Annotated in this window: 17 protein-coding genes; 11 read left to right on the top strand and 6 right to left on the bottom strand. The window is 66.9% G+C overall.

Annotated features, from left to right (window positions below; genetic code table 11):
• Nucleotides 1–41: 41 nt before the first annotated feature.
• Together ACN9MV_RS15815 and ACN9MV_RS15820 are read right to left on the bottom strand one after the other, a co-directional pair.
• On the bottom strand, nucleotides 42–1,772 hold the full coding sequence (locus tag ACN9MV_RS15815) for a carboxylesterase/lipase family protein (protein WP_426393055.1): 1,731 nt from the start codon (nucleotides 1,770–1,772) through the stop codon (nucleotides 42–44).
• A 125-nt stretch (nucleotides 1,773–1,897) separates the two neighbouring features.
• Nucleotides 1,898–2,830 carry a LysR substrate-binding domain-containing protein gene (locus tag ACN9MV_RS15820; protein ID WP_307614145.1) on the bottom strand — a complete coding sequence of 311 codons (933 nt, stop codon included), beginning with the start codon at nucleotides 2,828–2,830 and terminating at the stop codon, nucleotides 1,898–1,900.
• Between the two features lie 127 nt (nucleotides 2,831–2,957).
• Here ACN9MV_RS15820 and ACN9MV_RS15825 point away from each other — a divergent pair, with 127 nt between their 5' ends.
• Nucleotides 2,958–4,445: an MFS transporter gene (locus tag ACN9MV_RS15825; RefSeq protein WP_426393056.1), complete on the top strand. Its 1,488-nt coding sequence runs from the start codon at nucleotides 2,958–2,960 to the stop codon at nucleotides 4,443–4,445.
• Nucleotides 4,446–4,468: 23 nt separating this feature from the next.
• Here the strand turns inward: ACN9MV_RS15825 and ACN9MV_RS15830 are convergent, their stop codons facing one another.
• From ACN9MV_RS15830 to ACN9MV_RS15845, 4 genes are read right to left on the bottom strand one after another with little or no spacing between them, the layout of a single operon-like run.
• Nucleotides 4,469–5,353: a substrate-binding periplasmic protein gene (locus tag ACN9MV_RS15830; protein ID WP_426393058.1), complete on the bottom strand. Its 885-nt coding sequence runs from the start codon at nucleotides 5,351–5,353 to the stop codon at nucleotides 4,469–4,471.
• A complete protein-coding gene (locus ACN9MV_RS15835; RefSeq protein WP_426393060.1) occupies nucleotides 5,346–6,176 on the bottom strand; it encodes an ABC transporter permease in 831 nt (276 codons plus the stop codon). The genes ACN9MV_RS15830 and ACN9MV_RS15835 overlap by 8 nt, the downstream gene beginning before the upstream one ends.
• Nucleotides 6,173–6,982, bottom strand: a complete 810-nt coding sequence (locus tag ACN9MV_RS15840; RefSeq protein ID WP_093054897.1) for an ABC transporter ATP-binding protein — start codon at nucleotides 6,980–6,982, stop codon at nucleotides 6,173–6,175. Before ACN9MV_RS15840 ends, ACN9MV_RS15835 begins: the two co-directional genes overlap by 4 nt.
• Before the next feature lie 10 nt (nucleotides 6,983–6,992).
• Nucleotides 6,993–8,057, bottom strand: coding sequence for an ABC transporter substrate-binding protein (locus ACN9MV_RS15845; RefSeq protein ID WP_426393061.1), 1,065 nt, complete (start codon nucleotides 8,055–8,057; stop codon nucleotides 6,993–6,995).
• A 215-nt stretch (nucleotides 8,058–8,272) separates the two neighbouring features.
• Between ACN9MV_RS15845 and mgrA the strand changes: the two genes are divergently transcribed.
• The 10 genes from mgrA to ACN9MV_RS15895 all read left to right on the top strand — a co-directional run bounded on the left by mgrA (nucleotide 8,273) and on the right by ACN9MV_RS15895 (nucleotide 17,932).
• Nucleotides 8,273–9,313, top strand: a complete 1,041-nt coding sequence (mgrA, locus tag ACN9MV_RS15850; protein ID WP_426393062.1) for an L-glyceraldehyde 3-phosphate reductase — start codon at nucleotides 8,273–8,275, stop codon at nucleotides 9,311–9,313.
• A 106-nt stretch (nucleotides 9,314–9,419) separates the two neighbouring features.
• Entirely contained in the window at nucleotides 9,420–9,617 is a 198-nt protein-coding gene (locus ACN9MV_RS15855; RefSeq protein ID WP_307614151.1) for a hypothetical protein, read from the top strand.
• Nucleotides 9,618–9,655: 38 nt separating this feature from the next.
• Nucleotides 9,656–10,156, top strand: coding sequence for an AAA family ATPase (locus ACN9MV_RS15860; RefSeq protein ID WP_426393064.1), 501 nt, complete (start codon nucleotides 9,656–9,658; stop codon nucleotides 10,154–10,156).
• Between the two features lie 101 nt (nucleotides 10,157–10,257).
• On the top strand, nucleotides 10,258–11,268 hold the full coding sequence (locus tag ACN9MV_RS15865; RefSeq protein ID WP_426393066.1) for an LLM class flavin-dependent oxidoreductase: 1,011 nt from the start codon (nucleotides 10,258–10,260) through the stop codon (nucleotides 11,266–11,268).
• A 42-nt stretch (nucleotides 11,269–11,310) separates the two neighbouring features.
• Entirely contained in the window at nucleotides 11,311–12,651 is a 1,341-nt protein-coding gene (locus tag ACN9MV_RS15870) for an LLM class flavin-dependent oxidoreductase (protein ID WP_426393067.1), read from the top strand.
• Nucleotides 12,651–13,190: a GNAT family N-acetyltransferase gene (locus tag ACN9MV_RS15875; protein ID WP_426393069.1), complete on the top strand. Its 540-nt coding sequence runs from the start codon at nucleotides 12,651–12,653 to the stop codon at nucleotides 13,188–13,190. The genes ACN9MV_RS15870 and ACN9MV_RS15875 overlap by 1 nt, the downstream gene beginning before the upstream one ends.
• Nucleotides 13,187–15,022 carry an amino acid ABC transporter permease/ATP-binding protein gene (locus ACN9MV_RS15880; protein ID WP_426393070.1) on the top strand — a complete coding sequence of 612 codons (1,836 nt, stop codon included), beginning with the start codon at nucleotides 13,187–13,189 and terminating at the stop codon, nucleotides 15,020–15,022. Before ACN9MV_RS15875 ends, ACN9MV_RS15880 begins: the two co-directional genes overlap by 4 nt.
• Nucleotides 15,023–15,060: 38 nt before the next feature.
• Nucleotides 15,061–15,981 (top strand): ABC transporter substrate-binding protein, encoded by a 921-nt coding sequence (locus ACN9MV_RS15885; RefSeq protein WP_093173758.1) that lies wholly within the window; start codon nucleotides 15,061–15,063, stop codon nucleotides 15,979–15,981.
• 8 nt (nucleotides 15,982–15,989) lie between these two features.
• Complete coding sequence (locus tag ACN9MV_RS15890; RefSeq protein WP_426393071.1) at nucleotides 15,990–16,928, top strand: ABC transporter substrate-binding protein; 939 nt, start codon at nucleotides 15,990–15,992, stop codon at nucleotides 16,926–16,928.
• The gene (locus tag ACN9MV_RS15895) at nucleotides 16,925–17,932 is read left to right on the top strand and encodes an LLM class flavin-dependent oxidoreductase (RefSeq protein WP_426393072.1); all 1,008 of its coding nucleotides are present in this window, start codon (nucleotides 16,925–16,927) and stop codon (nucleotides 17,930–17,932) included. The genes ACN9MV_RS15890 and ACN9MV_RS15895 overlap by 4 nt, the downstream gene beginning before the upstream one ends.
• Nucleotides 17,933–18,017 lie beyond the last annotated feature (85 nt).

The raw sequence follows: 18,017 nt of genomic DNA on the forward strand, positions 1-18,017 counted from the left end.
TGCGGCGGCGTGCGGCCCGAGGGCCGCGAGCCTGAGCCGCTTCAGTAGCCCAGAAGATCGTCCCAGATGGCGAGTTGCGCCATCTTCGGCACCGTGCCGACGACCACATCCCCGCTGCTGCCTTCGCCCATGCGCACCGCATTCGCCAAGGGGCCCGTGTAGCGCGGCCACGCTGTGCCGGCGCCGAATGCCGTGGCCTGAGGCTCACGCGCGAAAGACACCAGCGCCGCTGCCATGCTTGCCGACAGCTGCGCTTCCGCGGTGCCGTTGCCGACCTTGTCCTTGTAGTAGTCCAGCCCGTAGGTGCCGAAGAGCAATGGCAGGTCGGCGCAGTGCGGCACGCCGTGTCCCGGCGCCTTGAGAGCGTGCGCGTAGGTGCCGAAGCGCACTTCCTTGCCTTCGCTGGCGAGCCTGCCGGCGTAGTGCACCGAATGAACGCGAATGGCGTAGTCGCCATAAATCTCCACCATCAGGTCGCCGGCGCCCGTCGGCCGCCCCTCGTCGGCCGCGGCCTGGCGGTAGCTTGCAAGCACCTGGCTGCTCACCGTGGCCGAGTTGGTCAGCGATGTGATGTATGCCAGCAGCTGCGTGTCGTTTTGCGGCAGGGGCGCCGTCAGCGCCTTGCCGGTGGCGGGGTCGATCAGGTCGACGAAGAAGCTGCCTTCGGTCAGCGTGGTCGTGATGATCACGGGCAGGTCGGCCGGCCATGCGGCACGCGTCCAGTCCGCGAGGCAGAACTGCGCATCCACGACCGGAACGAACTTCGAACTGCGCCCGGTCGTGATGGTGGCTGGCAACGGCTGCGCGTTGAGCGCTATCTCCGCCGCATGGAGCGTGGCGGCCGGCACGTCGCGCAGGCCCCGCGGCGTAGTGTTCAGGCGGGCGGCCAGCAGCTCGGTGTATGCCGCCGCGTCCTTCAGGCTGAAGCTGTTCGGTGCCGCGTTGCTGCCGGGGCTCAACAGCACGACCTTGCGCAGGAACTTCCGGGAGACGGGGTTCTGCGCAATGACCGCTGCGCTGGTGCCGCCGGCCGATTGCCCCATCAGGCAGATGTTGTCCGGGTCACCCCCGAAGGCGGCGGCGTTCTGGTGCACCCATTGCAGCGCGGCCATCTGGTCCTGCAGCTGCCAGTTGGCGACGCTGCCGGTGTCGGCATCGACAAGGTCCGGGTGCGAAAGGCCACCCAGCGCACCCAGCCGGAAGTTGACCGTGACCACCACCACGCCGAGTGCCGCGAGCGCTGCGCCGTTCATCAGCGGCATGCTGGTGGCGCCGGTGCGCCAGGCGCCGCCGTGCAGCCACACGATCACCGGCGCCCTGGCGGCATCGGCAGGCGCCCACACGTTGACCGTCAGGCAGTCTTCGCTCTGCTGCGCCGGTACGGGGTAGATCCACGTGACGTACGGCGGCAGCGTCTGCAGGCTGGCAGCGCCGAACTTGTCGGCGTTCACCACGTCGGACGCGGGCTTGAACGGTTTCGGCGACTGGAAGCGCAGCGCGCCGACAGGCGCCTGGGCATACGGAATGCCGAGGTACGACGCAACGCTGCCGCTGACCTGTCCCTTGAACCGCCCCGAGGTGGTGTCGGTGACCGGCGCAGCGGCCTGTTGTCCGGTGCCTGTGCCGTTGCCGGCAAAAGGTGTCGGGAAGCCGCCACCGCCGCCGCCGCAACCGGCCAGCGGCAGCGCGATCAACGCGCCGGTCGCCTGGATGAACCGCCGCCGGCTTTCGGGCCAGATCGGGAAAGAACTCTTCTTCTCGTGATGCGCCATCGTCGTCCTCGGGTGGCCGGTTCCACAGCGGACCCGACTTGCGGCCGATGCTAGGAGCGATGACCGTGCGATGACACCCGGGCTAATGCAACGCAGCTTTCTGAATATGCAGTTTCGAAACGACGCTATCTCACCGTTTTCGAATAGGGCTCGGTGGCCTCCACCAGCATCGCCAGAAACTGCCGCCCCGCCAGCGTGAGGTCGCGGCGCGAGGGATACAGCGCGTGGATCGAGATGGTCGGCGGCGCCCACCCCGGCGCCACCACGCGCAGGCGGCCCTGTTCCAGGTCTTTGGCACACAGGCTGACCGGCAGCCGCGCGATGCCGATGCCCGCGAGCGCCGCCTGGTGGATCTGCAGCAGGCTGTCGCTGGTGAAACGTGGATGCACGTTCAGCTCGACCTCGGCATCGCCGGGCCCGCGCAGCAGCCAGCGCGAGGGATGCGGGCCGAAGGTCCAGCCGATGGCGGGGCAGTCGTCCAGCGCGGCAAGCGCTTGCGGCGTGGCCGGCTCGCCCAGCGATTCGAACAGCGCCGGCGCGGCTGCCAGCAGGTACGGAAAATCGCCGAGCTTGCGCGACACCATGCTCGAATCGGGCAGCGTGTCGATGCTCGGGCGAATCAGCAGGTCGGCCGCCTCGCTCCAAGGGGAAGGGCGCCCGTCGGTGGAGTCCAGCGTCAGCGTCACCTTCGGGTGCCGCTTGACGAACTCCACGCACAGCCGCCCGACCAGGCCCGTGGCCATGGCAACGGGGCACGACACCCGCAGATGGCCCGACGGCTCGTTGAGCGTGTCCTGCGCCACGGCGAGCGCGTTGCGGGTCTCGGCGCGAATCGCCAGGCCGTGCTGGTACAGGCGTTCGCCGATTTCCGTCACCTTGAAGCGCCGGGAGCTGCGCACCAGCAGGCTCACGCCAAGGCGCTTTTCGAGGCCCGCGATGCGGCGGCTCAACCGGGACACGGGAATGTTGTGGCGCGTGCTCGCAGCGTTGAACCCGCCGGCTTCCACCACCAGCACGAGTGCGATCAGGTCGTCGACGACGCCATTGAGTTCATCCATTCGCAGCTTTCTGAAGCGCCGGGCGCCCGGATGACGCCGGCCGGCTGCACCGGACTGTAGCCAACGAACGGCACCGAGAGCCCGAGCAGCGGACAGGGACTCGTGCCGTCTATAGCATGCACGGCTCATGACCTCCCCCAACAGAACAACAAACCGCCCGCTGGTCATCGCCTCCATCATGGCCTCCATGGCGATGGTGGCCATCGAAGCCACCATCGTCTCCACCGTGATGCCGCAGATCGCCTCCGAGCTGGGCGGCCTGCATCTCTACAGCTGGGTGTTCGCCTCCTTCCTGCTCGCACAGACCGCGATGACGGTGGTGTTCGGCAAGCTCTCCGACCTGTACGGCCGCAAGCCCATCATGTTCGTGGGCATCGCCGTCTTCGTCATCGGCTCGGTGCTGGCGGGCTTCTCGTGGTCGATGCCGGCCATGATCTGCTTCCGGCTGATACAGGGCATTGGCGCGGGCGCCATCCAGCCCGTGTCGCTCACCATCGTGGGCGACCTCTATCCGGTGCGCGAGCGCGGCAAGGTGCAGGGCTGGCTCGCGAGCGTGTGGGCCGTGTCTGCAGTGGTCGGGCCGATCATCGGGGCGCTGATCGTGCAGAAGCTGTCGTGGGCCTGGATCTTCTGGGTCAACGTACCCATCGGCCTGGCCGCGGCGGCGGGCTTCTGGTTCTTCTTGCACGAGGCGCCCACGGTGCGGCGCTCGTCCATCGACATGGTGGGCGCGGTGCTGTTCACCATCGGCATTGCGGCGCTGATGATTGCGCTGACCGAGTTCGGCGTCGGCAATTCAGGCGTGGCGCTCGCGTGGGCCGGGTTGTTCGTCGTCACGCTCGCGCTGTTCATCGCACAGGAGCGTCGCGCGGCCGACCCCATGGTGTCGCTGCGCCTCTGGGGCGCGCGGATGATCGCCACCGTGAACGGCGCGGCCATGCTCGCCGGCATGGTGCTGATCGGCATCACGACCTTTTTGCCGATGTACGTGCAGGTGGTGCTCGAGCGTTCGTCGGTCACGGCCGGCCTCACGCTCACGATGGTGATGCTCGGCTGGCCCATCGGCGCGACGCTGACCTCGCGCACCTTCCACCGCATCGGGCTTTGGCGCATGGTGGTGGCCGGTGCGGCGCTGATTCCGCTGGGCACATCGACCTTCGCCTTGCTGGGCGCAGGCAGCTCGCCGGTGCTGCCCGCCGTGGGCTCTTTCATCATCGGCCTCGGCATGGGCGTGATGAGCCTGAGCTCGCTGATCCTGATCCAGGAGGGCGTGGAGCTTTCGCAACGCGGCGTTGCCACCGCATCGAACGTGTTCTCGCGCAACCTCGGCAGTGCGCTGGGTGCAGCCTTCTTCGGTGCGGTCTTCAATTTCGGGCTGACGCGCGGCGACGGCACGATGATGTTCACCGACGACCAGTTGCGCCTGCTGCTGCAGGGCGTGCACGGCTCCGTCGCGGGGGATGCGAGCATCCGTCTGGCACTGGGTGGCTCACTGCATCTCACCTTCGTGGCGATGCTGGTCGTGAGCCTGGGTGTGATCGCGCTGGCGTTGCTGCTGCCCAAGGAAGGGCTGGAGAGCCATGCAGTGGGGGCGGGGAAGCCGGCGCCGAAGTAGTCCGGCCCCGAACCGCCGCCCACTCAGGAATGACAGACGAACCCGTCCTTGAGCAGCGTGATCTCGAACTGCAGGTTGCCCGCGCGCGCGCCGCGCGCCTGTGCCAGCGTGCCGTCCGCGCGCCATTGGCGCAGCGCGGCGGCCAGGTAGTCGCGCGAAGCGGCGTCGCCTTGCGGCAGGCGGATGGCGGCGTCCGATGGCGGGCGTAGGCCGCTTGCCAGAGGCTTGTAGAAGCGCCATTCGTCGTTCTTCAACAGGCGTTCCAGCACTTCGGTGTCTTCGGCCAGCGCAGCGCATTCGCCCGCCATGAAGGCCGACACGGCATGTACGGAAGAGGGATAGCTGCGCGGCTCAGCCCCATAGCGCAGAGACACTGCACCGGCATAGCCCGAGCCTTCGCCCACGCAGACCGGCGCACCGCGTAGCGCCTGCGCATCCTGCACGCGACCCTTGCGCAGCGCGACCACCAGGCCGCTGCCTGTGTCGTAGCTGCCGGGTGCAGCGTCGATGCCTTTCGGCGCGGCGGCAGACGGCACTCCTGCGATCAGCAGGTCGACACGGCCATCGCGCAGCGCCGCGTCCTGCGCGGCGGCGTCCAGCCCTACCAGTTCCAGCGTCACGCCCAACGAGCGGGCCAGCTCGCGCGCCAATGCGGCGTCGAAACCATCGGGTTCCGGCGGCGTGGGTGCTTCGGGAGGGGCGGGGCGCGGATAGCGGCGTACGCCGACGATCAGCGTGCCGCGCTCGATGGCCCTGGCCAGCACAGGCCCCTTGGGCAGTTCGCTCAGGCGGCTCCCCGAAGCCCAGGATGCGCCCAGGCCCGCCAGCGCGGCTGCCGCGACGAGCGAGGCGCCTGCCAGCGCGAGCCGGCGGGGGCGCGAAGCTGACGGGGAAGCAGCGTCACTCATCGAGACTCAACCCCCTCCGCCAGCGCAGCAACCGCCGCTCCAGCAGCGCAAGCAGGTAGTTGAGCACCAGCCCCAGCACCGCCAGCAGCAGGATGCCCGCATACATGGTCGGTATCTGGAAGGTCTCCTGAGAATTCAGCGTGAGAAAGCCCAGCCCCGAATGCGCGCCGATCATCTCGGCCGCCACCAGCGCTGTGATGCTGTACGCCCCCGCCAGCCGCACGCCGGTGAAGATCGACGGCAGCGACGCCGGCAGCACCACCTTGAAGAAGATGAAGCGCTGCGACGCGCCCATCGACAGCGCCGAGTTCACGAGCAGCCGGTCGACCTGCTTCACGCCGCTCACCGTGCTCAGCAGCACGGGCCAGAACGAAGCCCAAAAGATGATCGCCACCTTCGACAGCTCGCCGATGCCCAGGAACAGGATGAACACCGGAAACAGCGCGAAGGCAGAAGTCTGGCGAAAGAGCTGCAGCACCGGATCGACGATGGCCGCCAGCCGCCTTGAACTGCCGATCAGCAGGCCCAGCACCACGCCGGAGAAGCTCGCGAGCGCCAGTCCCCACAGCGAGCGCTGCAGGCTCGCTGCCATGTGCTTCCAGAGCTGGCCGGTGTCGACGAGCTGGGCGATGCTCGCGATCACGGCGGAAGGCGGGCTCAGGTAGGCATCGCTCACGATGCCAAGGCGCGGCAGGGCCTCCCACAGCGCCAGGAAGATCACGATGCCGATGCCGCGTTCGGCCACCCGGCCGAGGCCACGAGCGAACTTCTTGAAGAAGCTGCCCGGCCGGCGAGCTGCAGGCGCGTCGAGCACGGCGCTCATGACACGACCCCTTCGAGCGACCTGGGCCGCAGGCCGATCTGCACTTCGTCCTTCAGCACTTCCCACGCACGCTGGCGCAGCGCGGCGAACTCGGCCGAGTGACGAAGCTCCGCCGAGCGCGGCCGTGCAAGCGGAATGTCGATGATGTCCTTGATGCGGCCGGGCCGCTGCGTCATCACCGCCACGCGGTCCGACAGGTACACCGCTTCTTCCAGGCTGTGCGTGATGAACACGATGGTCTTGCGGTACTGCTCCCAGATGCGCAGCAGCTCGCCCTGGAGAATCTCGCGCGTCTGCGCATCGAGCGCGGCGAAGGGCTCGTCCATCAGCAGCACGTCGGGCTTGTAGGCGAGCGAGCGCGCAATGGCCACACGCTGTTTCATGCCACCAGAAATCTCGTGCGGGTATCGGTCAGCAAAGCCATGCAGCCCGACCAGTTCGAGATATTCGTGCGCGGTGCGACGACGCTCGGCCTTGCCGACGCCACGTATCTCGAGCCCGACAGCGATGTTGTCGAGCACCGAGAGCCAAGGAAACAGCGCATAGCCCTGGAACACCACACCCTGGTTGCGATTGATGCCCGCGAGCGGCTGGCCGTTGATGGCGATGCGCCCGCCGGTGCGCTCGGTCAGCCCGGCCAGGATGCCGAGAAAGGTCGACTTGCCGCAGCCCGACGGGCCGAGCACCGAGAGGAATTCACCCTCGCGCACGTCGAGGTCGAAGCCTTCGAGCACACGCACGCGCTCGCTCGCGCCGCGAGCTGCGTAGTCCATCCGCACATCGCGGGCAGAGATCTTGATGGTCATCGGCGCGTGCTCAGGCCTTCGTGGCGATCTTGTTGACGAAGGGGTTGAATTCGTTCGTGTACACGTCCTTCACCGCCACCTTGCCGGCGGCGAGCTTGCCTTCGGACTGCAGGATGTCGATGTAGTACTGGATCGGTGGCTCGGTCACCACCAGGTCGTCGACGTAGGCATAGCGGTCGACATTCTTCAGGTCCATGTTGATGCGCTTGGCCACCAGCTTGCGGGCTTCCTCGGTGTTGGCGTTGACCCAGTTGCCGGCCTTGGCCAGCGCAACGACCACGTCGCGCACCGCCTCGGGGTGCTGGCGGATGAACTGGCCGTGCGCGCTGTACGGCGCCATGCCGCCGAGGCCGCCGTCGAGGTCGAAGTCGCTCCACAGCCGCACCAGCTGCTCGGCGTTGTCGGCGCGGCCCGAGAAGGGCGCGTGGATGATCGCCAGGTCGGTGTTGCGCGTTACCAGCGTCTGCTCGGCCTGCTCGTCGGGAATGACGACGAAGTTGATCTTGTTCACGTCCACGCCGTGCTGGCGCAGGTACTTCTTGGTGACGAACTCGGCGCAGGCGCCGAAGCTGTTGAAGCCGATGGTCTTGCCTTCGAGGTCCTTCGGTTCGCGGATGCCCGAGTCCTTGCGTACAAAGTACTTCATGTGCGGCGCTTCCTGCAGCGTCTTGCCGCCTGCCGCCACCACCTTGAGGTCGGCGCCCGAGGCAATGGCCGAGATCACCAGCGGCACCATGCGGCTGCCGAAGTCGATCTCGCCCGTGCCCACCAGCGGAATGATCTGCGGCGCGGCGATCTTGCCCACGTACTCGGGGCGCGTGTTCGTGCCCTCGAAGTAGCCGAGCTCGTCGGCCAGGTAGATCAGGTCGAACGAGGGGTTGTTCGGATACTTGAACGTAACCTTCTCGCCGACCTTCTTCACCACGGCCGGAGCGCCGCCGGCCGATGCGGTCTTGCCTTCGTCGCGCGAGCAACCCGCCAGCAACAGGCCACCGAGGCCCCCGGCCGCGGTCAGCGAGGCGAAAGTCTTGAGCGCAAGGCGGCGCGAAGGGAGGGAAGGGGCTTCGATGGGCATGACGGCGCGCTCCGGCAGGGGAGCGGTCTGGGAGTTGGCGGAGCGCCGATGCTAGAAAGCGCCCCGCGCTGCGCCAACGAAGAAAACCGCCTATGCATATGCGGCGACGGATAAGCGCGACAGCGGCGTGGAAATGCTTGCCGCGCAGTGCCTGCGGGGGCATCCTCGACGGCTCTTTTCCTTTTCTCCATCCACCGTCAAGACAAGACACTCCCATGACCTACCACGCCGACTCCAAGCGCTACGACGCCATTCCCTACCGCCGCGTCGGGCGCAGCGGGCTCGTGCTGCCCGCCATCTCGCTCGGGCTCTGGCACAACTTCGGGGACACCACCTCCATTGCCACGCAGCGCCAACTGCTGCGCACGGCCTTCGACCTGGGCATCAACCACTTCGACCTGGCCAACAACTACGGCCCGCCGTACGGCAGCGCGGAAACCAACTTCGGCCGGCTGCTGCGCGAAGACTTCAAGCCGTACCGCGACGAACTCATCATTTCGAGCAAGGCCGGCTGGGACATGTGGCCGGGTCCGTACGGACAGGGCGGCGGTTCGCGCAAATACGTGCTCGCGAGCCTCGACCAGAGCCTGCAGCGGCTGGGCGTGGAATACGTAGACATCTTCTATTCGCACCGCTTCGACCCGCACACGCCGCTGGAAGAAACCGCCTCCGCGCTGGCCCAGGCCGTGCAGCAGGGCAAGGCGCTGTACATCGGCATTTCGTCTTACTCGGCCGGCAAGACGCGCGAGATCGCCGCGCTGCTGCGCGAGTGGAAGGTGCCGCTCTTGATCCATCAGCCGGCCTACAACCTGTTCAACCGCTGGATCGAGAAAGACCTGCTGAACGCGACTGATGAACTGGGCGCCGGCGTCATCGCTTTCACGCCGCTCGCGCAGGGTCTGCTGACCGACAAGTATCTGAAGGGCATTCCGGCCGATGCGCGCATCAACCGGCCCGGCGGCGGCTCGCTCAAGCAGGAGCACCTGTCCGAAGCCAATGTGGAGCGTGCCCGCGCGCTCAACGAGATCGCCAAGCGCCGCGGCCAGACGCTGGCGCAGCTCGCGCTGACGTGGACGCTGCGCGACCCGCGCGTCAGCTCCGCGCTGATCGGTGCGAGCCGGCCCGAGCAGATCGTCGACAACGTTGCGGCGCTGTCGCATGCGCCGTTGAGCACAGAGGAGCTGGCCGAGATCGACAAGTACGCGGTGGAAGGCGGCGTCAATCTCTGGGAGAAGCCATCGACCGATTTCGCCTGAACCCCGGGATCGCGATTCGCGAACCGCATCAGGTAACTTGGAATCCGTCTTTGGAAAAGCAGTGGCACTGCGCAGAATCGGTCGAAGTTTTCTTTCGACCGTTGCCATGCCACTGCGCACCCACTACGTTTCTCCGGCGGCCCAGGCCCGCCACGTTCTCGCCCTGACAACCAAGGCCTGGCGCATTCCGCCAAGCTCGGCACACGAAGTGGCGCGGCGCGCGCCGCATGGCTATGTGCCGGCAAGGGCGCTGCGGCGGCTGCATGCTGCGGCCGCTCTGGCCTTGCTGCCGCATTCGTGGTGAACTCCGCACCAGGGCCCTGAACCTGGAGACGCAAGAAGATGCTGATCGTTCTGGGTGGCCTGCCCGGCACCGGCAAGACCACCATCGCACGCGAGATAGCCGCGCTCGTGCCTTGCGTGTACCTGCGCATCGACACCATCGAGCAGGCACTGCGCTCGGCTGGTGTGCTGGCTGGTGACGTGGGGCCAGGAGGCTACGTCGTGGCCTACGAACTGGCCCGCTCCAATCTTTCGCTCGGGCAGACGATCGTGGCCGATTGCGTCAATCCCTTGCTCGTCACGCGAGAGGCCTGGCAGGCCGTTGCGGCGGATACCTCGTCGCGCATCGTCGAGGTCGAGATCGTGTGTTCGGACATCGCCGAGCATCGACGCCGCGTCGAGCAGCGAAGCATCGATGTGCCGGGCCTCGTGCCAACGACATGGGCGGCCGTGCAGCAGCGTGACTACGAACCGTGGACTACGCAACGTCTCGTCATTGACACGGCTTTCCTTGGCGCGCGAGAAGCTGCCGAGGTAATTCTTTCTCACACGCGCGACTGAGCACTCAGCAGATATCGATATAGAAATTCGGCGCAAACGGTGCGCGCGATGCCCAAGAGAATTTGAAGCAATTCTTTCAAGGGCGCTTCCCGCCTCACACCGTGTCTTATTCGCTGTCCCTGCTCGACAAGAGCCTGATTCCCGAAGGCTCCGACGCCGCACAGGCGTTCCAGCACACCATCTCGCTCGCACAGAGCGCTGAGCGGCTGGGCTACCGCCGCTACTGGCTCGCCGAACATCACGGCAACAGGAACTACGCAGGCTCGGCGCCCGAAGTGCTGGCCGCGCATGTGCTTGCGAAGACTTCGCGCATCCGCGTAGGCACGGGTGGCGTCATGCTGCAGCACTACAGCCCGTTCAAGGTGGCCGAGACCTTCCGCGTGCTGGCCTCGCTGGCGCCGGGTCGTGTGGACCTGGGCATCGGCAAGGCGCCGGGCGGCCTGCCGCTGACGAGCAAGGCGCTGCAGTGGCTGCACGATCCGGTGAAGAAGGGCGAAGACTTCGGTGTGCGCCTGGCCGAGCTCGATGCATTCCTGCACGACGGCATTGCCTCCGGCCATGCGCTGGCCGGTGCGCTTGCCACGCCCAACCCGCCGCAGTTGCCGCAGCGCGTGCTGCTCGGCGGCAGCCCCGAGAGCGCGGTGCTTGCCGCGCGCCTCGGCTGGCAGTTCGTCTATGCGGGGCACTTCAACGGCGATCCGGTGAATCTCGCGCAATCGCTCGATGCCTATCGCGCGGAGTCGGGGCGCGCACCGCTGCTCGCGCTCTTTGCATTCGCGGCAGAGACGCGTGAGAAAGCAGCGGAGCTTGTCGGCGCGCTGCGCAGCTTTCGCGTGCACCTGCCTACCGGCCAGAGCGTCAACCTGCCGAGCCTCGAAGCCGCCGCCGAGTTCGCGCGGCAGGCCGGCGTGAGCGACTACCGCACCGAAGAGCGCCGCCCTCATGTGGTCGCGGGCACCGGTGAAGAGGTGCGCGATGCGCTCGATGCGCTGAGCGAGCGCTATGACATCGAGGAGTTCGTCATCGACATCCCGGTGGCCGGTTTCGCGGAGCGTCACGCATCCGTCGAACTGCTCGCCAAGGCGAACAAATCGACACCCGTGCCGGCCTGAGCCTTCCCTTTCCATTCCAGAAGAGACAAGAGAGCGATCGTCATGAGCAACAACATCAAGTTCGGCGTCATGTTGCAGGGGGCAGGCAGCCACATGAATTCCTGGAAGCATCCGGGTGGGCCGGCCGATGCCAGCGTGAACCTCGACTTCTTCGTGCGCACCGCACAGAAGGCCGAAGCGGCGGGCATCGCCTTCGCATTCGTGGCGGACGGGCTCTACATCAACGAGAAATCTATCCCGCACTTTCTCAACCGCTTCGAGCCGATCTCGATCCTGTCGGCGCTCGCGACCGTGACCTCGAAGATCGGCCTCGCAGGCACCGTCTCCAGTTCGTACAGCGACCCGTTCACGGTGGCACGCCAGTTCGGCTCGCTCGATTTGATCAGCGGCGGCCGCGCGGGCTGGAACGTGGTGACCACGCCGCTCGAAGGCAGCGCAAAGAACTACAGCCGCGCGCACCCTGAGCACGCGCTGCGCTACGAGATCGCCGACGAGTACCTGGCCGTCACGCAAGGCCTGTGGGACAGCTGGGACGACGACGCCTTCGTGCGCAACCGCGAGAGCGGCCAGTTCTTCGACCGCGAGAAGCTGCACCCGCTGGACCACAAGGGGCGCTTCTTCCAGGTGTCGGGCCCGCTGAACATCCAGCGCTCGCCGCAGGGGCAGCCGGTGATCTTCCAGGCCGGTTCGTCGGATGCGGGTATCGGGCTCGCGGGCAAGTATGCGGACGCAGTGTTCACCCATTCGCCTTCGCTGGAAGATACGCGCAGCTTCCTGAGGCAGGTGAAAGCCAGCGCGGTCGCACAGGGCCGGCAGGCCGACGACGTGAAGATCTTCCCCGGCATCGGCCCCGTGGTCGCGGCCACCGAGGCGGAGGCCGAGGCCAAGTACCGCGCCATCCGCGAGCTGCTGACGGTGGAAGAGGCACTGGCCTACCTCGGCCGCTTCTTCGATCACCACGACTTCAGCCAGTACCCGCTGGACGCGCCGTTCCCCGAGCTGGGTGAGATCGGCCGCAACAGCTTTCGCTCGACCACCGACCGCATCAAGGCCAATGCGAAGGCCAAGGGCCAGACCCTGCGCGAAGTGGCGCTCGAAGTGGCCACGCCGCGCACGCAGTTCGTGGGCACCGGCGAGCGCATTGCCGACGAGATCATCCGCTGGGTGGACGAGGGCGCGGCCGATGGCTTCATCCTCGGATTTCCGGTGCTGGGGCAGGGCCTCGACGACTTCATCGAGTTCGTGATTCCGGTGCTGGAGGCACGTGGGCGCTATCAGCGCGAACTGCCCGGCCACACGCTGCGTGACCACCTGGGCCTGCCGCGCAAGGCGAGCCGCCATGCGGCGCAAGAAGTTGCGCCCGCAGTGCAGAAGGCTGCCTGATGAGCGAGCAGTTCCTCTACACCACGCCGCTCGACCCGCGCGCGAACCCGCTCATCGAGGGCCTGGCCTTCGAGTACGACAGCCGCTACGGCGACGTGCTGCGCGAGCCGGGTGCGCCGCGCGAGATGGATCGCTATCCGCCCGAGGTGTTCGCGCCATCGCACGGCGGCAACTTCGTGCTGCTGCTGCGCGACGGCGTTGCCATCGGTGGCGGCGCGTTCATGCGCCACGACGAGCGCACGGCGGAACTCAAGCGCGTGTGGACGCACAGCGATTTGCGGCGGCAGGGCCTGGCCAGCAAGGTGCTCGCTGAACTGGAAGCTCAGGTGCTGCGGCAGGGCTATGAGCGCATCTACCTGACGACCGGCTTTCGCCAGCCTGAGGCCGTGGGCCTGTATCTCGGCCATGGCTACACGGCGTTGTTCGATCCGCCTGTCGACCCGGAGACGCCGCGCAAGCTGCCGTTCGAGAAGTACTTGAACACGGGGCGCCATCACGGTCGCCTTGCCGAGCAACAGGCTGAGGCGGTGCAGCGATGAATACGACCGTTCTCGATGCCGGCGCCGAGCCGCGAAGCCCCGTACCGGTTCGCGCGCCGCAACCGCAGCGCCCAGCACCTGCACCAGTGCCCGCGAAGGGCGACTACTCGCACTTTCGCGTCGTGCCGGCCAGATACCCCGCGCGAACGGCCGGCACGATCTTCGCGGTGCTCGTCATCGGCATCGTGCTGCATTCGACGCTGACCAACCCGCGCTGGGGCTGGGGCGTATTCGCGCAATGGTTCTTCGCCGAGCCGGTGCTGCAAGGCCTGGGCCGCACGCTGCTGCTGACGGCGCTGGGCGCGCTGCTGGGCTTTTTCTTCGGCACTGCCCTGGCGCTGGCGCGTGTGTCCCGCTCGCCGCTGTTGGCGCGGCTAGCTTGGGTGTTCACCTGGATCTTCCGGTCGATTCCGGTGATCGTGCTGCTGCTGATCATCAACAACCTGGGCTATCTCTACGAGACGGTGACGCTGGGCATTCCGGGCACCGACGTCACCTTCTTCTCGTACCCGACAACGCAACTGATCAGCCCGTTCGTGGCGGCGCTGCTGGGCCTCACGCTGAACCAGGCGGCCTTTGCCTCGGAGATCGTGCGCGGCGGCATCCTGTCGGTGGAGCAGGGGCAGCTCGAAGCCGCGGCGGCGCTGGGGCTGTCGCGCACGCGGCAGTCCTTTCGCATCGTGCTGCCGCAGGCCATGCGAACCATTCTGCCCACGGCGTTCAACGACATCATCGGGCTGGCCAAGGGCACGTCGAACCTCTACATCCTGGCGCTGCCCGAGCTGTTCTACACGATCCAGATCATCTACCGGCGCAACCTGGAAGTGATTCCGCTGCTGATGGTGGCGACGGTGTGGTACCTCATCATCCTCACGGTGCTGTCGGTGGTGCAGCATTACGTCGAGCGGCATTTCTCGCGCGGTGCGCTGCGCAATCCGCCGAGCTCGTGGCTTGGCGGCGTGGTGCGCGGGCTGTGGCGCGCGAAGGTGCCGGCAGCGCGGCCTGTGGCTGATGACGCATCTGTTGCCGATGCCCCTGCACAGGTGCCGTGCTGGACCGATCCGCTCACGCAGGGTGGCGAGGTCACTATCCACGGCGTTTCGAAGAGCTTCGGCGCGCTCAAGGTGCTCGACGACGTGACGCTGACCGTGGGGCAGGGCAGCGTGACGGTCATCCTCGGCCAGTCGGGTTCGGGCAAGTCGACGCTGCTGCGCGCCATCAACCACCTGGAGCGCGTGGACGACGGCTTCATTGCCATCGACGGCGAGCTCATCGGCTACCGCCGCGACGAAGACACGCTCTACGAGCTGCACGAGAAGGAAATTCTCAAGCGCCGCGTCGACGTGGGCATGGTGTTCCAGAACTTCAACCTGTTCCCGCACCTCACGGTGCTGGAGAACATCGTGGAGGCGCCGGTGTCGGTGCGCGGCCTGCCGCGCGCGGAAGCCGAGGCGCTGGCTTCGGAGCTGCTGGTGCGCGTGGGCCTGAGCGACAAGACGCATGCCTATCCGAGGCAGCTCTCCGGCGGCCAGCAGCAGCGCGTGGCGATTGCCCGTGCGCTGGCGCTCAGGCCAAAGGTGCTGCTGTTCGACGAGCCCACCTCGGCGCTTGACCCCGAACTGGTCGGCGAGGTGCTGGCCGTCATCAAGGAGCTGGCGCGCTCGGGCACCACGCTGGTCATCGTCACCCACGAGATCGGCTTTGCCCGCGAGGTGGCCGACACCATCGTCTTCATGGAGCGCGGGCGGATTCTCGAAACCGGCTCGCCCGACAAGGTGTTCAACGCGCCGGAGCATCCGCGCACGGCCGAGTTCCTGGCCAAGGTTCTCTGACTTCTTCCTTTCTTCCCTTTCTTGCTGCATTGCCCTTCATGACCCATCGACGAAACATCCTGTCCGTTCTTCTGGCCGCACTGCTGGTGCCGCTCGCCGCCTCGGCCCAGCCCGCTGCCGACCTGAGCCCCGAGCAGGCCGGCCGCCCACGCACGCAGAAGATCGACGAGGCCATCAAGCTCGCGAAGGATTTCAAGTTCCAGAAGGAAGGCGTGCTCGTCGTCGGCACGACCACCGGTCGCCTGCCGTTCGCCGCCTATGCGACAGACACGAAGACGCCGGTGGGCAACGCCCCCGACATCGCGCAGCTGGTGGCCGACAGCCTTGGCCGCAAGCTGGAGCTGGTGTCCACCGCCTGGGCCGACTGGCCGCTGGGCCTGCAGTCGGGCAAGTTCGACGTGGTGGTGTCCAACGTGACCGTCACGGAAGAGCGCAAGGAGAAGTTCGACTTCTCGACCTACCGCAACGATCAGATCGGCATCTACGTGAAGTCGGACAGCAAGCTCGGCGCGATCAAGGAGCCGAAGGACATCGCGGGCCTGAAGGTGATCGTTTCCGCCAGCACCAACCAGGAGCAGATTCTTTTGCGCTGGAACAAGCAGAACGTGGCGGCCGGGCTGAAGCCGGTGGAGATCCAGTACTACGACGACGATGTGGTGCAGCGCCTGGCCATCCAGTCGGGCCGCGCCGATGCCTACGTGGGCCCGAACGCCATCGCTGCCTACGAGGCGCGCGACGGCAAGACGAAGCTCGCGGGCGTGTTCTCGGGCGGCTGGCCGCAGACGGCCGAGATTGCCGTTACCTCGCGCAAGGGCTCGGGCCTTGCCGATGCGGTCACGCTGGCGCTGAACACGCAAATCAAGAACGGCAACTACGCCAAGGCGCTGTCGCGCTGGAACCTGGAGTCGGAGGCCATCGCAGCCTCGCGCACCAACCCGCCGGGCCTGCCGAAGAACTGATGATGGCCATGACTTTTCTCAAGCACGCCTGGATCGCCCGTGGCCTTGTCGCGCTCACGCTCGTGGCCGGCGCGGCCCATGCCGCCGACAAGTTCGACTTCAGCCCCGAGCAACGCGGCCGCCTGCGCACCGGCAAGGACGCCGAGGCCGTCAACGCGATTCCGCCGGGCTTCAAGTTCGTGAAGGAAGGCGTGCTGACGGTCGCGATCGCACCGTTCGCGCCACCCATATCGACCTACGCCACCGATGCGAAGACCGTCGTCGGCTTCGACCCCGACTTCGCGCTTCTCATCGCCGACGCATTGGGCCTCAAGCTCGACCTGCAGCCCATCGCCTGGGCCGACTGGCCGCTGGGCCTGAGCTCGGGCAAGTACGACGCCGTGATCTCCAACGTGGGCGTGACCGAGCAGCGCAAGGAGAAGTTCGACTTCTCGAGCTATCGCCTCGGCCTGCACGGCTTTTATGTGCGCACCGACAGCGCCATCAAGTCGATCCGCGAGCCGAAGGACGTTGCGGGCCTGAAGCTGACGACCGGCGCCGGCACCAACCAGGAGCGCATCCTGCTCGAGTGGAACCGGCAGAACGTTGCTGCGGGCCTGAAGCCCGTCGAGATTCAGTACTACGACGACGATGTGACCCGCACGCTGGCGGTGGTCACCAAGCGGGTCGATGCCAATTTCAATCCGAATGCGCCGCAGGCCTACGAGGCGGCGAAGAACGGGCAGATCCGGCTGGTCGGCACTGTCAATGCAGGCTGGCCGCTGAAGTCGGACGTGGCCATTGCCACGCGTAAGGGCAGCGGCCTCGCAGCGGCGCTGACCACCGCGGCCAACAACCTGATCCGCAACGGCACCTATGCCAAGGCGCTCGCGCGCTGGAGCCTGGCCGAAGAGGCGTTGCCAAAGTCGGAGACCAACCCGCCCGGGTTGCCGAAGTTCGCGCCGTGAACATTCGCCATCTCGCATTCCTGACACCGGGCAACTACGCCGAGGCCGACCCTTTCGCAGGCATCGAGGCCGCGCTGAAGCTCTTCGAGTTCGGCGAGAAGCGGGGCTTCAACGGCGCATGGGTACGGCAGCGCCATCTGGAGCGCGGTGTGTCGTCGGCCGCGACCTTCCTGGCCGCCGCGACACAGCGCACGCGCCGCATCGAACTGGGCGCGGCGGTGATCCAGATGGGGTACGAGAACCCGTTCCGTCTCGCCGAAGACCTGGCCACGGTCGATGTGCTGTCGCGCGGCAGGCTGCAGGTGGGCCTGAGCGCTGGCGCGCCGCTGCATGGAGCACTGCTCGGCAACCGCTTCTACGACGCGGCGCCGAACACCATCGACTTCACGCACAAGCGCGTGGGGCGGCTCAAGGCCAATCTGGAAGACACGCTGCTCGGCGACGACCAGACTTTTGTCGAATCGGCCGGCGGACGTGTGCGGCCGCGCGTGCAGCCCCATGCGCCGGGCCTGATCGACCGGCTCTGGTATGGCGGCGGCTCGCTGCGCTCGGCCGAATGGGCGGGGCGCAACGGGTTCAACCTGCTGCTGGGCAATGTGCTCTCGGGCGAGACCACCGACGACTTTCTGCAGGCACAGCTGGGCTTGATCGAGCGTTACCGCGCAAGCGAAGCGGACGCGCGCAAGGGGAGGGTGGCGCTGGGCCGTGTGATCGTGCCGCTCGATGGCGCCGATGCCGCCACGCGCAAGCGCTACCGCGAGTTCGCAGCCGGCCGCGTCGAACGCACGCTGGCACCGCAGGGTGAGCGGCGCACGCTGTTCGCGACCGATCTCGTGGGCACGTCCGATGAAATCCTGGAGCGCCTGCGGCACGACCCGGTGCTGCCGCATGTGAGCGAATTGCGCGTGGAGCTGCCCTACAACTTCAGCAGCGAGGACTACGAACAGATATTGACCGACCTGTCCCGCCGCATCGCGCCGGAACTCGGTTGGCGCGCGCTTTGAGTTCGAGGAGGAAAACGGGGAAGCAAGAGTAGGTAGGAGTTGAGTTCGAGGTGAGTCGGAGTCGGGTTGCGTTCCGCGCGATTCG

This window comes from Variovorax sp. R-27 (assembly GCF_049913215.1).
Classification (GTDB): domain Bacteria; phylum Pseudomonadota; class Gammaproteobacteria; order Burkholderiales; family Burkholderiaceae_C; genus Variovorax.

Excerpts from the sequence above, each read along its gene's own strand:
- ACN9MV_RS15815 (WP_426393055.1), bottom strand. The coding sequence starts at position 1,772 with ATGGCGCATCACGAGAAGAAGAGTTCTTTCCCGATCTGGCCCGAAAGC.
- ACN9MV_RS15820 (WP_307614145.1), bottom strand. The coding sequence starts at position 2,830 with ATGGATGAACTCAATGGCGTCGTCGACGACCTGATCGCACTCGTGCTG.
- ACN9MV_RS15825 (WP_426393056.1), top strand. The coding sequence starts at position 2,958 with ATGACCTCCCCCAACAGAACAACAAACCGCCCGCTGGTCATCGCCTCC.
- ACN9MV_RS15830 (WP_426393058.1), bottom strand. The coding sequence starts at position 5,353 with ATGAGTGACGCTGCTTCCCCGTCAGCTTCGCGCCCCCGCCGGCTCGCG.
- ACN9MV_RS15835 (WP_426393060.1), bottom strand. The coding sequence starts at position 6,176 with ATGAGCGCCGTGCTCGACGCGCCTGCAGCTCGCCGGCCGGGCAGCTTC.
- ACN9MV_RS15840 (WP_093054897.1), bottom strand. The coding sequence starts at position 6,982 with ATGACCATCAAGATCTCTGCCCGCGATGTGCGGATGGACTACGCAGCT.
- ACN9MV_RS15845 (WP_426393061.1), bottom strand. The coding sequence starts at position 8,057 with ATGCCCATCGAAGCCCCTTCCCTCCCTTCGCGCCGCCTTGCGCTCAAG.
- mgrA (WP_426393062.1), top strand. The coding sequence starts at position 8,273 with ATGACCTACCACGCCGACTCCAAGCGCTACGACGCCATTCCCTACCGC.
- ACN9MV_RS15855 (WP_307614151.1), top strand. The coding sequence starts at position 9,420 with ATGCCACTGCGCACCCACTACGTTTCTCCGGCGGCCCAGGCCCGCCAC.
- ACN9MV_RS15860 (WP_426393064.1), top strand. The coding sequence starts at position 9,656 with ATGCTGATCGTTCTGGGTGGCCTGCCCGGCACCGGCAAGACCACCATC.
- ACN9MV_RS15870 (WP_426393067.1), top strand. The coding sequence starts at position 11,311 with ATGAGCAACAACATCAAGTTCGGCGTCATGTTGCAGGGGGCAGGCAGC.
- ACN9MV_RS15875 (WP_426393069.1), top strand. The coding sequence starts at position 12,651 with ATGAGCGAGCAGTTCCTCTACACCACGCCGCTCGACCCGCGCGCGAAC.
- ACN9MV_RS15880 (WP_426393070.1), top strand. The coding sequence starts at position 13,187 with ATGAATACGACCGTTCTCGATGCCGGCGCCGAGCCGCGAAGCCCCGTA.
- ACN9MV_RS15885 (WP_093173758.1), top strand. The coding sequence starts at position 15,061 with ATGACCCATCGACGAAACATCCTGTCCGTTCTTCTGGCCGCACTGCTG.
- ACN9MV_RS15890 (WP_426393071.1), top strand. The coding sequence starts at position 15,990 with ATGACTTTTCTCAAGCACGCCTGGATCGCCCGTGGCCTTGTCGCGCTC.